This window comes from Syntrophorhabdus sp. (genome assembly GCA_012719415.1).
Lineage (GTDB): Bacteria > Desulfobacterota > Syntrophorhabdia > Syntrophorhabdales > Syntrophorhabdaceae > Delta-02.
This window is the reverse complement of the sequence record JAAYAK010000204.1, coordinates 74,607-90,316: the sequence shown is the minus strand read 5'-3', so window position 1 is coordinate 90,316 and position 15,710 is coordinate 74,607. Positions and strand designations below refer to the sequence as shown.

Genomic DNA, 15,710 nt, shown 5'->3' with positions numbered 1-15,710 from the left:
GTGTCGTACCCTTACGTATCAAATCGTGTGCGAAACCCAATCCACGTATTCCACCAAACCGCTCTCAAGAGGGACGGAAGGTGTAAAACCGAGTGAGGCCCGTGCCAGGCTTATGTCAGCCATGCTGTGCCGCACATCACCGGGCCTCGGTTCACCGAACACGATCTCCGCATCGATCCCGGATACATCCTTCAATATTGCCGCCAGCCGGTTTATGGTAACCCTTGTGCCGCTGCCGATATTGAAGGCCCCGGAGATCCCTTTCGCAGCGGCCGCCTTCATATTGGCCTGCACGACGTCACGGACGTTGACGAAGTCGCGTGTCTGTTCCCCGTCACCGAATATAGTGACAGGTTGTTGATTATACATTCTAAAGGTGAAGATCGGTATCACGTTGCCATAGGCATCGAAACGCTGATTCGGCCCATAGACGTTGAAATAGCGCAGGCACACCGCTTCCATGGCATAGAGCTTAGCGTACGAAAGGCAGAGCTTTTCCATGCACAGCTTCGTGCTTCCATAGGGAGTGTCCGGCTCCACGGGATGATCCTCCCTGATGGGAAGGGTCTTCAATTCACCGAAGATGCCCGCCGATGACGAAGCCACGATCTTCCGTACACCCGACTGCCTGGCTGCCTCCAGCACGGTGAGAGTTCCCATGACATTCACGCCCGCGTCGGTCAACGGATCATCGATGGACCGTTTATTGCCCACCGAGGCGGCCAGATGAAAGACAACTTCCACATCTTCCATCGCAGCCCTTACCGCGTCCCGGTCACGGACATCGCCCTCGATAAACCCGGCTTCCGGGTAACGGTCCAGGTTCTCCCGGTAGCCCGATGCGAGATTGTCCAGGACGACCACCTCGTTCCCTTCCTTCATTAGTTGTCCCACCAGGTTTGAACCTATGAAACCTGCCCCACCCGTCACGAGCGTTTTCACGAAATACCGACCCTCCCTCTTTTCCTATCCGGAATGACCACTCCGACCAGCCTCATGGCCCGTCCCGATACCACGCAACCTCTCTTCGTATACCTTCATCCAAGCCTACATTCGGTTGAAATGAATAGGTACCGTTGAACAGGTCGGCGATGTACACGTCATCAGACAACCATTTAAGCATCGTTTTGTTCGCACGCAACAGCCGCTCCCCTTTCAGGAGCGCGGCGGCCTTCGACACGGTCAGTGCCAGCCCCGCGGGAATGCGGACACGAGGGGCCTTCCTCCCCAGCCTTGCGGCTATTGTCTCCACGATCTCCCTCATCGTGTATGGCGGTCCCGACACGTTATAGATGTTCGTCCCCGGCATGGGGTTTCTTATCGCGGCAACGCAGGCCCTGCCCGCATCGTCGCGGTGAATCAGGCTCTTCCGGTTGAGACCCGAGCCTATCCAGAAGAACTTCCCGGAGTCGATGAACCGGATCAGACGGGCTATGTTCCCCGGGTCTCCTTCTCCAAAAAGGGTTGCAAGCCGGAGAATGGTCAGATCCATCCCGTTCCTTCCGCAAAACTCGATAAGCGTTTCCTCCGCCCGCCGTTTGCTCTCCGCATAAGGGCCTTCGGGCCGGCACGGCGCACGCTCGTCCCTCTCCTTCGTATCTCCGCCGTATACCGATACGGAACTTATGAATACGAACAGCCTCACGCCGGCCCGGCCCGCCGAATGCGCCACGTTTTCGGTACCCGTGACGTTGACCCTGAAAAAGGACTCCCCGGAAAGGGCCGACTCCTTGAACACGTGCGCCAACCCCGCAACGTGGCAGACGCAATCAACATTCCGGCAAACCCCCGACAGAGCTCCCGCGTCCAGGATATCCGCCGGGAAGAACCTGACGCCGGGCATTGCGTTGCCCGCCTCACGATCGGTTGCGACCAACGACAGACCGGTTTCTCCCGCGTGACGCAGAATTGCCGAGCCCAGGAATCCATTTGCTCCTGTAATCAGTACGCGCATCGTGAACACTTAGCGAAAAAGTATCTTGAGGGCCATCCGTGTCTTCGAGATGAACTGCTTCAAACTGCGTGTCTTGACGATCTCTCGTATTATGATCAGAAGATTGAAATAGAAATCCTTCTGAATGGCGTTCTGCATCTTCCTCAATTCCTGGTCGTGAAAGACCCCGCTGGCAAAGGGTGTCTTGAAGGATGGGTCGGGATCGACGGCAAAATCCAGCCAGTAGTCGTGAGCGATCGTGCCGTCTTCCATCAGGCGGCTGTAAAGAGCGGTCCTTGGCATGGGCGTACAGATCGAACAGTGCAGGTGGTCAGGCTTGATCTGCCCCAGGAGTCTTATTGTCATGTCAATGTCCTGCCTCGTTTCCGAAGGAACTCCTATCATGATGTAAGCACAGCAGTCTATCCCGGCTCTTTTTGCAGATTCGAACCCCTTTTTGATGTCCTCCACGGACAGACCCTTCTCCAGATAATCGAGTATCCGCTGGGAACCGGACTCCACACCGAAATAGATCCTGTAGCAGCCCGATCTCTTGAGATGCTCGCTCAATTCGTCATCGATGTAATCGACGCGGGAGCTGATCTTGTACTTTATATTGAGGCCGGCATCGGTCAGCAGGCGGCAGAATTCGATCGTTCTCCGGCGGTTGATGGTGAAATTATCGTCCTGGATAAAGAACTCTCTCACGCCCTTTTCAGCCCAGTAACGGATCTCTTCCAGTACGTTCTCAGGGCTTCTGAACCGATAGGGGGTTCTCCGCAGATCACAGAAGACGCATCTCTGAGGACAGCCCCGCGATGTGATGATCGTGACAAGATCGCCCGTACAGGCGAGAAGATTGGAATATTTCTTCACATCGACGAGATCGTAGGCGGGAAAGGGTATCTGGTCAAGCTCCTTCAGGGGTTCCCGGGGTGGATTGATCCTGGCATCGCCCTGTCCCGTCTTGAAACCGAGTCCGTTGATACGGCCGAGGGCCTCGTCGCCGTCCCCCCGTCTCCCCTGAAGAACCGCCACCAATTCGGCGAATGTGTATTCTCCCTCTCCGATGACTATGAAATCGACGGCATCGAAGTTAAGCGTCTCACGTGGGTACAAGGTGGGGTGCCAGCCCCCGAAACATACCTTGATGTTCCTGTCGACGCTCTTCAACGCCCTGCTCACTTCCAGGCAGTTCAACAAACTGAAGGTCGTTACGCTGAATCCGACGATGTCGGGCGGATCGGCCGAAACAAGACGGGTCAGGTCTTCCAGCGTCAGCCCGTCTATATTGCAGTCGATGATGCGGGCCTCGATCCCCAGTCTTTGGCGCAGAACGGCAGCTATATACAGCAGACCCAGATAAGGTCTCTTCGTGTTGCTCTTGTCGGCCTCGACATAAGCGTAAGGCTCGATGTAGTGAAGGGTCGGTGGAATTATAAATGTGGTTTTCATTGTCCTGTCCGGTCCTTGAGATGAAAGCGTTCGTTCACGCTGCCGGCAACGTTCTCGATCACGTCACAATACTTTTGTATGCCCTGTTCATAAGTATACCTCTTCTCGACCACCGCTCGCGCCCTTGAACCGAGCGACTCCAGTGAAGCACCCCGGCGGAACGCCTCCAATACGGTGTCTGCCAGTCCTTGCGGGTCGTCGGGAGGGGTCACCCACCCTATGTTCTCTTCCGTTATGACCAGGGACACCTCCGAATCGGGAGCGGTCATGGCGATCACAGGTTTGCCCGCTGCCATTATATTGTACAGTCTGCTTGGAACGGCAAACCCCTTCATCCCCGATATGAGGGACACGATGGCTACGTCGCAGGAATTGAGGAAATTTGCCTGATCGCTTCTCGGCCGCTGGTCAAGAATGGTCACGTTGTTGAGCTCCCTGCTCCGCGCAAACTCCTTCATCCAATCCTTTTTCACGCCCTCTCCTATAAAAAGGAAATGGATGGTACCTTCCTTCTTCAGGAGCTCCGCGGCGTACACGATGTTCTCCACGGCCTGCGCCCTGCCCATATTGCCCGCACAGAGGACGACAAACCTGTCCGTAAGGCCGAGCTCTCCCAGCAACCTGTTCTCGCTCTTTACCTGCGGTTTGATGAGGTCCAGTTCCCCCCAGTTCGGGATCATGGTAACACGGTCCTCCTCCAGGGCGTTCTCTGCAGTTTCCGTCAGCATGCTCTGCATATCGCGGCCTATCACGGTGATGTGGTCGGCGTTCCCATGCACGTATCTGTTGATACGGGAAAACACCTTTACCAGCGTACCTGCCGGTTTCGCCACGCCTGTCGCTACCAGCGTGCCGGGGTACATGTCCTCAATACGCAGGACACATTTGGCGCCCACTATCCTGCAGGCTGTCACGACAAAGAAGGGCAACGTGGGCGGCGTCGTCACAACTATCACCAGATCGTCTCTGCCTATCCGCAACAGGGCGTTTACGAAGAGCGAAAGACTGATGGTGAGGAAGTTGAACATCCTCAGCACGAGATGCTTCTTGCTAAAACTGGTGGAGTAGCATCGTCTTATGTGAACACCGTTGCGCACCTCACTCGCGGGGGGCTTTTTGAGGCCGGGCCTGTAGTACGGATAACCGCAGATCACATGAACGTCATGGCAGGAGGCAAGGCCTTCAGCCAGCTTCGTCATGAAGTGTCCCCCACCCTGCTCATCAGGGTAATACACTTCCGACACAACCCATATCCTTGCGAACTGCTTCACGAATCCCGTCCCCACACTATCATTTCATCGCAGCCAGTCAGGTATCAGCGATCTCATCCGTCCGAGGGATGGATACCGGTAATAGATGGTCTTCAGGTAAAAGCTGACGAGCGGCGCAATTCCCCCCTTCTTTCTGGCTATGCCGCGCATCAGCCTCTGCCGCAACCCAAGGAGTTCCTCGTATGTATGCTCCTGCACGTTGTAAGGCATATCATCCTTCTCAAGCCAGTAGGAGTCGTCTATAAACCCTTTTTCGCAGGCTTCCCGGAAGACATCCGTACCCGGAAGCAACCACAGGATCGTGGCACCAATGGACGAATAGGGCTTGATGCTCCCGATCATGTCGATCGTCTCGTCTATCGTCCCCGTCGTTTCGCCCATATTGCCAACCATGAGATATGCCCTTGGTCTGATCCCCGCCTTGTGCGCGAGCGCAAAGGCCCTCTCGATGTCCTCCCGGGTCTGGTTCTTGTTGATGTTTCTAAGGATGCCGTTATCGCCGCTTTCCACACCGAAATCTATGCTGATACAGCCGCTCCTCTTCATGATATCCAGCAACTCTTCGTTCACCATCTTCACATGGCTGCAGCACGCCCACTCCATCCCCGGGAACCTGTCGATTATCCCGCCGCAGATCTCCATGGCACGTTTCCTGTTTACCGGGAAATTGTCGTCGAACATGAAGATAGACCTCGCGCCCATGTCGCTCACGAGGTGTTCCACCTCATCGAGAACGTTCCGCGCCGAACGGCGACGCCACTTTTTTCCCCAGAACCTCACGGAACCGCAGTAAGAACAGTTGAACACGCATCCACGCGAGGTGATGACGGCCGCAGTGGGTCTCGGCAGACCCGCGAACCCGCCATATTGCTGAAACCCGAAACCCCGGAAGCCTTCATAGTAAGGGAACGGTACAGTGTCAAGGTCTTCGATCTGAGGCCGCGGCTCCGTCCTGCGAATGTCACCGTCCCGTGTCCGGTAGGCTATCCCGCTTACGAGAGCAAGATCGCCACCACTCCCCAATACCTCCAGGAGCTCGCACAGGGTCTCCTCCCCTTCCCCGATGACAACCGCCCCGGCATGGGTCTTTTGGAAGATGTGTTCCGGGTATATGCTTGCATGCTGGCCTCCGAGCACAAGGAACGCCCTCGGCAGCACCCTCTTCAGGGCCCGGCAAAGCTCCCACACCGCACCCCTGTTGATCGTCCAGCAGGTGACCCCCACAATGTCCGGTCCAAGACGTTTTGCCTCTTCCACGATGCCTTCAAGCCCGGTCAATTCTCCGTCGACCAGGAATACCTCGTGGCCCCTGTTCCGCACGACCGCACCCAGGTATGCGATACCTATGGGAGGAAAGTCCGGTCTACGGGGACGCGAGGAGGGGTGACTGATGAGTAGGATCCTCATCTCGGGACCCCCTTCCATGGAGCGTCGCCAAGGATCGTTTCATACAGGGATAGATACTTCTTTATCATCGTATCCCAGGTGAAGTTCTCGCTGACGTATCGATAAAGTCTTATCCCCATCGGACGCAGCACCTCCGGCCGATCCAGGAGCTTCGCCAGTCCCGCTTCCAGCCCTTCAACCGTGGCTGGCACAACCTTGCCTCCCCCGATGGATTCCACAGCATCAAAACCACACCTGTCCGTCAGTAATACGGGCGTCTTCGTCATGCCTGCCTCGAGAACGACGATGGACATGGCTTCCTGCCGGGAAGGTATGACAAGCAGATCCGACGCACGGTAGGCATTCGATTTGTCCCTGTTTCCAAGGTATCCGACGAAATGGACCCGTCCGGCCACCCCCATATCCGCGACCATCCCTTTCAGTTCCGTAAGCATTCCCCCGTCGGGACCGGCAAAGACGAGGTCGTATTTGAAATTGCCGCATCCGAGCCTGTTCTGAAACGCCTTGAGCAGGAGATCGGGGCCTTTGATCGCATTCAGGCGGCCGACAAAGAGTATAAAGGGTGCCTCTCCGATACCGAAGTCGTCACGAAAGGTGTTGGCCCCCTCATGGGCAAGGTCTTCGGGGCGGATAGCGTTGGGTATTGTTGATATCCTGTCGTCTTCCACGCCATAGCTTCGAAAGTGGTCGATCTCGTCCGGTGATATCGCGATACACCGGTGGGCGTTTCTCACGATCCGCCGGCCGATCACCGTATTGTAGATCCTTTTGAGCGTCCTGGATCTGCCGTAGTAAGGCAACGAACCCGCGGGACAGACAACATAGGGCTTGTTTCGCCTCCGGGCGATCACGTAAACAACCGCGTTCAAAAAGGTCCAATGGTTCATCAGCTGAATGATATCAGCCCTTTCCACGATGCGCCCGATCCCCTTACAGGAAAACCGGGGGAGATAATATCGTTGGAGCATGGTCTTCAGTTTGATGAGGCTGACACCTTCCAGGTCCACCGGATGATCCCCGGTCAGTCCGACATCCGTTGTCAACACAGTGCATTCAATCCCGGATCGGGCAAGATAACGGCTCATCTGGAGTGTCCTCTCGACGCTTCCACCGCCCTGAACGGGGTCGCAGGACATGTTTACGTTCAAGACCTTCAAACAGCCAGCCTCCCCGGGAAACCAGACCGGTCCAGGCGGGCAAGCAGGAACCCGAGAACAAAGAAACTGAAGATACCTGGATATGGCTGACGCAATCCCACCTTGAGCATGTTGTCCACCGCAAACAATACAAAGGCGGAGACGGCCAGCGCCGGTATGGACGGATCGAGCGATATGGGACGCCTGAGATGATAGACACGCCGTGCCGTGTATATCAGGAGCAGGAGTATGGGCGTGAAGGGCAGGAAGCCGAAATTGTACACCAGGTCTAGGTAATAGTTTTGTGCGCTCGGATGGAGGCGGCGGTCCGGGGGAGTTGCGTGCCCGAAGAGGAATCTCTTTGCCCCCGAAAGCACGCCTTTTCCATAGTACCTCCATTGCTCCATGCGGTCGATAATGTTCTGCGGCGGCGTGGCCGTGACAGAAATGCGGTTCCCCTTTTCAGAGTGGTCTATTCCGACCGACAGCGTCTTCGCCGATGTCTTCCTGCTCGACATCATCTTTTCGTACACCGGCATGCCCGCCACCAACCCGTAAGATGTACCCGCCGCCAGGGACAGAACGAGCATTCCCAGGGCAATGCGTCGCGGCACCGGCGAGCTTTTGAAGACAAACAGCGTCGCGATGACAGAGAGCGTCAGACCCATGACCGTCACCATCGAAACCGATGCAAGGGAGTAGATCACCATCCACGGGAGAAGTAGAACCATGGCGATCCGCCACTTCCTTCCCCTCTTCCATAGGGAACCCAGCGCGACCCCATAGGCGATCACCATGATGAGAGGAACGTACTGCAGGTGCTGATAGATGCTGAACGCATAAAGGTAAGGCGACAGAGTGACCAGTCCCTGGGCCCAGGAGCAGAGAAGCTGTGCCGGCGCGATAAAGATCGCCACCGCCAGGCACGCCTTTTCGAATTCTCTCTCCCGCGATTCTTTCCCGAACATCTCACCGAGCACCAGTCCCAGCATCGGCAGAACGTACTGACCCATCAATACGAGCCGGGTAAGATGACTCCCTTGTTCCCGGACCATGAGGGCCGCGATGACAAGCAGGAGCGCAGCGAAGAAGAAGAACGTGAGGGACCGCCGGGCGTCACTGAACCTTCCCAGAAGCAGTATTCCCGAAAGCGCCAGAACGGAGACGGGTATCGGCAGCTTCTCGAGGACCCGGCCCGTGTCGAAGGTGAGGCTGCTGTCCCTGAATATGCCGCTGCCGAGCTGAAAGAAAAGCGGAAACAACACAAGAGCGGCCATGAAGAGCAGGAGCCAGGAGGTTCCGCCTGCATAGGCCGTGCCGGCCTCTGTCCCCCTCTTCGCGCTCCAGTAGAAACACACCGTCAGAACGGCGCTGAAGAGATAGAGCGCCTCCATCGAGGACGGGCCGAGAACATAGTAAAAATATGGAACACAGACCACGAGCAGGACGTTGGATATGGCATCGGCGCCGAAGACATCAAGGCTCCTGCCCGCCTGGATCATCCGGATGCGAATGTTCAAGGCGAGGATCATGATCGCGCCGCCGGAGACGGACAGACCCACCGCCGTCCAGAAAGGACCGTCCTTCCCGAGCATGCCCCCCGCGCGGGTGAATACCACAGAGAAGACGGTAAAGGCAGCCCCGACAACAAAGAGTGCCGCCGCCAGCAAGGCAAGCCGCGTTGATAACTTCGGCGTCCCGCCACCACGCTGTTCCCTGAGCGCCAGGCTGGGACCTATCGAATTGTTGTATATCGTCGGAATGATGCCTCCCAGCGCGAAGGCGGTGAAGAGATCGCCGGCAACGACACGTCCTGCCACGAGGATCGTTGAAAGTCTGAACACGTAGACCGTGATCCCGATGATCGTCGTGGAACCAAGGTTTGGTGCCAGTCTGGCGAGATCATCCATCAGGCGGACAGGCTCATCCGATCTCGCCAGTCTTCCCGCAAAGATCGTGACCAGCGGCGCCAGCGCCCACAGCGCAAGGGCGCCGTCTGGTCCTATCCCCGCGGCGAACATCAGCAGGATGGCCCCCACAAAGGTCAGGCACTCCCAGATGATGGAGACCGCCGCAGGCCTCCTGGCGTCCTGCATCTCGTAAGAGCTCAGATACACCTCTCCTATCCATTCCAGGGACCGGCGGACGATCAAGACGACGGCGAGGCCCGCCTCGGCCGAACCGATCACGCAGCTGAGAACGAAGGAGGCCGCCGCGAGGGGAAAAAGCAGGAAGAGCCGCGCCCTGAGCAGAAGATGCGGGGCCGAATGCGACGCGTCCCCGAAGATAACGTTGCGCGCGTTGGCTGAGAAGGCAAAGAACAACGCGAGGGTGGCCCCCTGCACCACGGCGATGTCCGCGGCGAGTCCGGAAGCCCCGGCCAACCCGCACACCAGCATCAAGGCGGTCATCGAGAATGAGTTGAGCAATATGGCCGATGGGTGCAGGTACATTGTCAATCCGGCTTGCGGGTTCCCTTCGGAAACAATTCATCGACGGCCAACCTCCGCCGTGCTCCCACCCCGAGATACCGGTCGATGAGATAGATGATGGCCACGTTGAGGAAGATGGTCCCGAAGAGGAGGTAGCTCCGTCCGGGTGCATAACCGAAATGAGCGCACCTGTAAGCCACCACCTGGCCCATGAGGGAGCAGAGCACAAGGTTCGCCCCGCCCATCCTGTAGACGTACCACTCGATCCCGGCTGCAAGGAGGCCCAGGACGAACATCGACGCAAGGAGGAACGGGAAGGAACCCGGATAATACAGGAACGCGAGCACACCGGGCATGTTTATGAAATGATGCTTCGACAGGTGGGCCTCTGAATGTTCGTATCTCAGGATCACCCTGTCATACATGCTGGTGCCCCTGTCTGAATAGCATTCCATCCACGCCCTTCGCCAGAGGTCCCATCCGAGATCCGGGTAGCTCGTTACCGCCATTGCCCCCTCGATCCCGACCCATCTGTCGATGACCAGTGCCTTCGCGCCTCTTAACGAACGGGCCATGGGCTCGATCGCCTCCGACAAAGAGGCCGCCGGAGGGTCGACAACGTTGAAGAACACACGTGAGCGGACATGATTGACGGCAACGACTGAAAGAGCGAAGAGGGCCACAAAGACACCGAACACGATCAGCTTGTACCTCGATCCGGGATTCAGAAGACGCAGCCTCGCGTTCTCCAGGATCCCGATCAACAGGGAACCTCCGTTGAGGACAAGCCCACGGCTCAACATGGAGACGTTCGAGAAGAAGCATTCCAGCATGGCTATGATCGTCACGACATAGGGGTTCCTCTTTAGCCGGAATTCACAGTCCAGTAACACTGCCGAGAAAGACGCCAAACCGAAAAGCAGGAGCCAGGTGTAAACGCCGTTAAGACCCAGCGGCAGCCGTGTACCTGGGACACTGCCCCGCTGATAGATGCCGAACAGGACATTGGTTGCGGCGACGACAGCGAAGAGGGCGCAGAATGCCACCAGCACGATCGTCCTGTGCCTGGCGTATGCCTCAAGGGTCCGTTCGTGCCGACGGTCCCTCGAGGCGCCGTCGTAGGAGAAAAGAAACCTCCTTCTCACTAGGCTCGCGGCCAGAAGTCCGATCACACCACAGGAAACGACGAAAAGGGCGTGGTCGTATTCCGGGCCTGTCCCACCGAATCGGCCGACAGGCTCCTGGTACAATCCTCCGAAGAAAGCGACCCTCAGGGAAAGCTTCAGCCAGAACCCCAGCCAGAAGAAGATCCCGATGAAGATGTCGAAAAAAATCTTCCTTCCCGAAAGGCCCGTAATGAAAAGAGCATTCAGGCAGACGGTGAAGAGAACGTAGACCGCCGCCCGGCCCGGATAGTTGGCCAGGGTGAAGATGGACAGCACACAGACCATACCGCAGAAGACACCCGCGATCAGGCGGGACGGTCGGACGTTCATGTACCCCTCAAGGTGCTTGCAGCGATGCTCCCGACAGCCCCTTCGACGCCCAGGGAGAACTTGAAACCCGTTGCAAGCAGTTTATCGGAGCAATAACGGATGTCCCCCCTGTTGACCCGGCCCCGTCTCAGGGAACGCATCACGTATGGCACGGCAACGGGCAAATGGAGCACCCTCGGTCCGCGGCCGGAGACATCGGGGCGACTGTGCTTCATGTACAGCCTCCACAGGCCCGCGAAGGTGTTCCCCGGGTCGTCGTCGCAGGAAACGATATAACACTCCGCCTTTCTGAAGCCCCCGTCAATGAAATGCACGGCCGCGTCCGCCACGTCATCGGCGTGCACGATGTGGGCGTTCTCGCCCCCCTTCACAAAAACGGCAAGCCTGTCACGCCACGTTCCCCGGATCGGCAGGAGCAAGGCCCCGGGATTACGCCCGTCGATCACGTTCGTCGGCCTGAGAACAACGACATTGCATCCGTCAATACCCTCCATTACCAGTTGTTCGGCTGCCAGCTTGGACCTTTCATACATGCTCTGGGGATCGCATCTCGTTCTTTCGTCGACAATGGGTCCCGCCGCCCGGCCCGTCACGCCCACACTGCTTATATAACAGAGGTACCGCAATCCCGACGAGCGCGTCATTTTCAGCAGTTTCTCCGTTCCCCCGACATTGACCTTCCACATGCTGGATTCGTCCCTCAGTTCCGCCGCGCAATGAAAGAGATGACGGGATCCCTCAAGGAATTGGGAAAGGGCATGATCATCCTCCAGGCCACCCACGAAGCTTTGCGCCCCCGGGATCAGAAAGCTCCTGTCGCGGGACATGACCCTGACCCTGTAGCCTTTTGAAAGCAGCTTCGCGGCAATCGACCCTCCCACCATGCCGGACGCGCCTGTTACGCAGGCGATCGGTCCCGCTCCCTCCATCATCAACCCGGCGCATCCCTCTTTCCGAATATTCTCAGATCGAAGAAGGTCAGGATGTGGTAGCCGATGGTGAACAAAAGCGGAGTCGATGCTATTATCACCCCCGCGATGTTTCGAAAATGGAAGCAGAGAAGTATGGTCAGGAACAATAACCACGCCACGGTTATGAACATGACATCGACCCAGCTCACATCATTATACCGGTGTCCGGCGAAGATAAAGAGGGCCGTGGCGAACATGACCGACAGCGATGAGGCGAGCGCGATTCCACCCACACCCATCTTCCGTATGAACAGCAGACTCAGTGCGATGTTAAGCGCCAGGCCCAGGGAAGACGAGACCAGGATCAGGGCGTTCTTCCTCTTGGCGTTGGCAAACTTCGCAAAGAGCATGTTCGTACAAAAGAAGGGTAACTGGATGATGCCGTACTCGATCACCCGCGTCAGCATCCCCGTATCCTCGATCGAGAACCCCTCGCCTCTGAAGACGAATCCCACCGCACGGGAGGTCAGCAGGAAGAGCACGATCGTCAGCGGTATGGGAATGATGGTCGCCAGAAGCAGAAAGAAGGACAGCTCTCTCCGCACGTCCATTATGCGGTTGCGGGCGAAATAGGCGGAGAAGTAGGGAAGTATGACCGTTGAGATCCCCGTGCCTATGAGACCCGTAAAAAAGACTATGAACTTCGTTCCGAGATTGAATGCGGCAACACTCCCCGCAGCAAGCGAGGATGCTATCGCGCTGTTGACGGGAATAGCCAGAGCGACGAAAAGCGATGAGAACACCAGGGGAACGTACTGCGACGTCAACCCTTTCAGTTGCCTCGACCTTCCGTGGAAGAGCTTTCTCACGTCCGCGAAGCGCACGCCCGGAATTACCGACAAACCCTCTTTCCCGACGTAGTAGCCTACAATGACCAGATTCATCGCCTGGCCGATGACCATTCCCGCCGCGATGGCGAATATACCGATCTCCTTCGCGGCCGCGAAGAGGCCAAGTATCGCGATCAGAGGCACCACCGCCTGCGCTATGGCAGGAAGCGCGAATCTCTGCCGGGCGTTGAGGACAGCGTTTCCCAGTATGACGAAACCGCTGAAGAAGAGCAGAGGCAGCACGATCACCAGCATCCTTTGCGCCTGGCTGACCTTTTCAGCTGTAAAACCCCAGCCGAGTATGGGAATGTAGAAACGGCTCGTAACAAGAAGCAGGAAACAGAGGGCTGCCATGCAGCAGAGTATGGCCGTGGAGGATGAAGTGATCAGCCCCTGCGCCTCTTCCCGGGACCCGCCCCTGAATGCGCTTATGAGCTGCGGGACCATAACGGTGCCGACGGGTATGCTCAGGACATTCACGAGGAACATCGGCACTATCATGGCAATGAAGAACACGTCCAGGTCATTTCCAAGTCCGAACCACCGCGCGAGGATGATGTCCCTGGCAACAAAGAGGATGTTGCACAAAAGCGTGAACCCGATGACCGTGAACCCGGCCGAAGCCACGGTCGATCTGCTCTGGGATGATATCGCATCATGAGTTCGCCCACCAGTGTCGGCCTCGGCAACATCCGGGTCCGGTCTTGAATTGAATCCTTTTATGCGTTCACCCCACCTCCGCCGCAGCAGTTCCATCCATCCCATCACTCCCATGAGCATGAGTACGGAAAGGTGCACATAGCGGAAGCGGTACAGCGTCCCCATGTTTGGATTCGTGAAACCCAGCACCGCCAGGAACACGAGGGCATTCAGGGCCAGGAGAAAGATGGGCAGCGATCTCCTGTACCAGAAGGTCAGCAGCACTCCGGGGACGAGAAGGTACCATATCAAAGTCTCGCCCACCGAAACGAGTCGGGCGGGTCCGGAGTTCCGGAACCACGTGTCCGGAAAAGGTCCGAAGACCGCCATGAGCGCCGCCCTCGGAACGTAAGCGAGCGAAGTCCATACGCTGTCCGGCATCACGTCCTCGTCGATGAGCGATTTCGCTTTCACTGCCCTGCTGTAATATATATTTATGACGCGGACCGCCGCTGACTTCTCGATGACCCTGTCGATGACCTCGGGGACCACCCGGCTCCTCTTCCATTCCCAATGGATCCCTTCACCTCTGGCATGGGCGAGCAGCATGGCCTTCTTCTCGATGGCCCAGTATTCCGGAACGAAAAGGTTGACCGTCCCCACAGCCACAACGAAGGCCGCCAGGACCAACATCAAATAGACGGATTTCCTCATCCTTTTCGTCACCATGTAGTACAGGAACGACACGAAACTGAGGATGATGGCAGACACCATCAATACCATGAGGTTGTAGGGCCTTACGAAAATGATCAAGGAAAGACCGCTGAGGTTTCCGAAAAATATCCACAGCCCCTTCCGGAGTCTTGAGGAGTCCCGCGTCAACTGGAGCCAGGAATAGAACATCATCAACATGCCAAGTATGGCAAAACCATCCTTGTGGACCTGGGCGTACCAGTTGAGCGCCGAAGGAAAACCTATGAACAGACAGGCCCCGATGATCCCCGAATAGATCCCGACCCTCCCTGGCCAGAGCGTCCGTGCTATGAGAAAGACAAAGAGACCCGAGGTTGCGTGCACCGCCGTATTGAGCGGAATGACCACCGTGGGATCGTAACCGAAGAACACGTAAAACAAAGCCAGAACAGAAACGTTTCCGGTGAGGCCTTGCCCGGGCGTGGCGGTCCATTGACCCCACCCGTGCACCCGGATGGACTCTGCCAGCTTCACGGCGGCATTATGAAAAAATATGGAATCAGCCCCCAGTAGGCCGCTTCCCCCGTGCAGGCCCGGGAACAGGGGCAACACCACCTTCTGGAACACGAAGGCCACGGTGGTCGAGTAACAATAGAAAACCACCCAGAGAACGTACTCCGTCGAATATCTACCGCTTCGCTTATTCTGATGGTCTGTCGTCATGAATGAAATAGTCTGGAGGACCAGGAAATGGGAGGAGCATCATCGCCCACGCTCCCCTACCGGCCAGGCGCCGGTGGCCCCGGCTGGTTACCCGGATTCCTGAACCTTCCGCCCAGTTTGTAGAAGATGATCTTCGACACTTCGAGAATGACGTTCCTCGCGCTGTCCTGGTCCGTCCACCATTTCTCATGAAATGTCTCGTAGGGGGTGCCGACGATCCTGAAACGGCAGGTCCCCATCCTGTCCCGGAATATCATCTGCGCCCTTCTGACGTGGTATGGTGACGTCACGATGAGCAGGCTGCAGTCATTTCCCCCCAGAGCCGCCTGTGCCGCCTCTGCTTCGTCGATCGTGTTCTTGCAGCTGTCGCCGATGAGATGAATGCGCTCCGCCGGAACCCCCTTCTTTAGCAGAACATCTCTCTGCATCCGCTCGGTGGCCGGAAAATACACACCAATCTCCTCGATCAGCTTGTACCAGTGCTCTCTGACGGGACGTGCCATATAGACCTCTTTCGCGTATTCCCGGTTATAGAGTTCGGCCGCGTAGAGCGAACGTGACGGAGGACCGGAAAGGATAAAGATGACCCGCGCCGGCACCGGTTCATCATTGCCCTTGAGCCAACTGACAACATTCAGGGCGACAACCGACATCAGAGCCGTCAACCCCCCGGCGACGAGCAGAAGAACCACCAGTTTCTTCAGCTTGCCCCTCATGCTCTCAT

At 57.1% G+C, this 15,710-nt stretch carries 11 protein-coding genes; all 11 read right to left on the bottom strand.

Features of this window, described 5'->3' with window-relative positions; translation table 11 throughout:
- Positions 1–18 precede the first annotated feature (18 nt).
- The 11 genes from GXX82_11880 to GXX82_11830 all read right to left on the bottom strand — a co-directional run bounded on the left by GXX82_11880 (position 19) and on the right by GXX82_11830 (position 15,702).
- Complete coding sequence (locus GXX82_11880; GenBank protein ID NLT23736.1) at positions 19–942, bottom strand: SDR family oxidoreductase; 924 nt, start codon at positions 940–942, stop codon at positions 19–21.
- Positions 943–994: 52 nt separating this feature from the next.
- A complete protein-coding gene (locus tag GXX82_11875) occupies positions 995–1,954 on the bottom strand; it encodes an NAD-dependent epimerase/dehydratase family protein (GenBank protein ID NLT23735.1) in 960 nt (319 codons plus the stop codon).
- A gap of 9 nt (positions 1,955–1,963) precedes the next feature.
- Entirely contained in the window at positions 1,964–3,388 is a 1,425-nt protein-coding gene (locus tag GXX82_11870) for a radical SAM protein (GenBank protein NLT23734.1), read from the bottom strand.
- Entirely contained in the window at positions 3,385–4,587 is a 1,203-nt protein-coding gene (locus tag GXX82_11865; GenBank protein NLT23733.1) for a glycosyltransferase family 4 protein, read from the bottom strand. The genes GXX82_11870 and GXX82_11865 overlap by 4 nt, the downstream gene beginning before the upstream one ends.
- 96 nt (positions 4,588–4,683) lie before the next feature.
- Entirely contained in the window at positions 4,684–6,066 is a 1,383-nt protein-coding gene (locus GXX82_11860; GenBank protein ID NLT23732.1) for a radical SAM protein, read from the bottom strand.
- Entirely contained in the window at positions 6,063–7,202 is a 1,140-nt protein-coding gene (locus GXX82_11855) for a glycosyltransferase family 4 protein (protein ID NLT23731.1), read from the bottom strand. Before GXX82_11855 ends, GXX82_11860 begins: the two co-directional genes overlap by 4 nt.
- 17 nt (positions 7,203–7,219) lie before the next feature.
- The gene (locus tag GXX82_11850; protein ID NLT23730.1) at positions 7,220–9,655 is read right to left on the bottom strand and encodes a hypothetical protein; all 2,436 of its coding nucleotides are present in this window, start codon (positions 9,653–9,655) and stop codon (positions 7,220–7,222) included.
- Between the two features lie 2 nt (positions 9,656–9,657).
- Positions 9,658–11,130, bottom strand: a complete 1,473-nt coding sequence (locus tag GXX82_11845) for a hypothetical protein (protein NLT23729.1) — start codon at positions 11,128–11,130, stop codon at positions 9,658–9,660.
- Positions 11,127–12,062, bottom strand: a complete 936-nt coding sequence (locus GXX82_11840; protein ID NLT23728.1) for an NAD-dependent epimerase/dehydratase family protein — start codon at positions 12,060–12,062, stop codon at positions 11,127–11,129. The genes GXX82_11845 and GXX82_11840 overlap by 4 nt, the downstream gene beginning before the upstream one ends.
- The gene (locus tag GXX82_11835; GenBank protein NLT23727.1) at positions 12,062–14,986 is read right to left on the bottom strand and encodes a hypothetical protein; all 2,925 of its coding nucleotides are present in this window, start codon (positions 14,984–14,986) and stop codon (positions 12,062–12,064) included. The genes GXX82_11840 and GXX82_11835 overlap by 1 nt, the downstream gene beginning before the upstream one ends.
- 56 nt (positions 14,987–15,042) lie before the next feature.
- Complete coding sequence (locus tag GXX82_11830) at positions 15,043–15,702, bottom strand: YdcF family protein (GenBank protein NLT23726.1); 660 nt, start codon at positions 15,700–15,702, stop codon at positions 15,043–15,045.
- Positions 15,703–15,710 lie beyond the last annotated feature (8 nt).

Bases quoted from the DNA above. Each gene is read 5' to 3' on its own strand.
- GXX82_11875 (NLT23735.1), bottom strand. From the start codon at position 1,954: ATGCGCGTACTGATTACAGGAGCAAATGGATTCCTGGGCTCGGCAATT.
- GXX82_11870 (NLT23734.1), bottom strand. From the start codon at position 3,388: ATGAAAACCACATTTATAATTCCACCGACCCTTCACTACATCGAGCCT.
- GXX82_11865 (NLT23733.1), bottom strand. From the start codon at position 4,587: ATGACGAAGCTGGCTGAAGGCCTTGCCTCCTGCCATGACGTTCATGTG.
- GXX82_11860 (NLT23732.1), bottom strand. From the start codon at position 6,066: ATGAGGATCCTACTCATCAGTCACCCCTCCTCGCGTCCCCGTAGACCG.
- GXX82_11855 (NLT23731.1), bottom strand. From the start codon at position 7,202: ATGTCCTGCGACCCCGTTCAGGGCGGTGGAAGCGTCGAGAGGACACTC.
- GXX82_11850 (NLT23730.1), bottom strand. From the start codon at position 9,655: ATGTACCTGCACCCATCGGCCATATTGCTCAACTCATTCTCGATGACC.
- GXX82_11845 (NLT23729.1), bottom strand. From the start codon at position 11,130: ATGAACGTCCGACCGTCCCGCCTGATCGCGGGTGTCTTCTGCGGTATG.
- GXX82_11840 (NLT23728.1), bottom strand. From the start codon at position 12,062: ATGATGGAGGGAGCGGGACCGATCGCCTGCGTAACAGGCGCGTCCGGC.
- GXX82_11835 (NLT23727.1), bottom strand. From the start codon at position 14,986: ATGACGACAGACCATCAGAATAAGCGAAGCGGTAGATATTCGACGGAG.
- GXX82_11830 (NLT23726.1), bottom strand. From the start codon at position 15,702: ATGAGGGGCAAGCTGAAGAAACTGGTGGTTCTTCTGCTCGTCGCCGGG.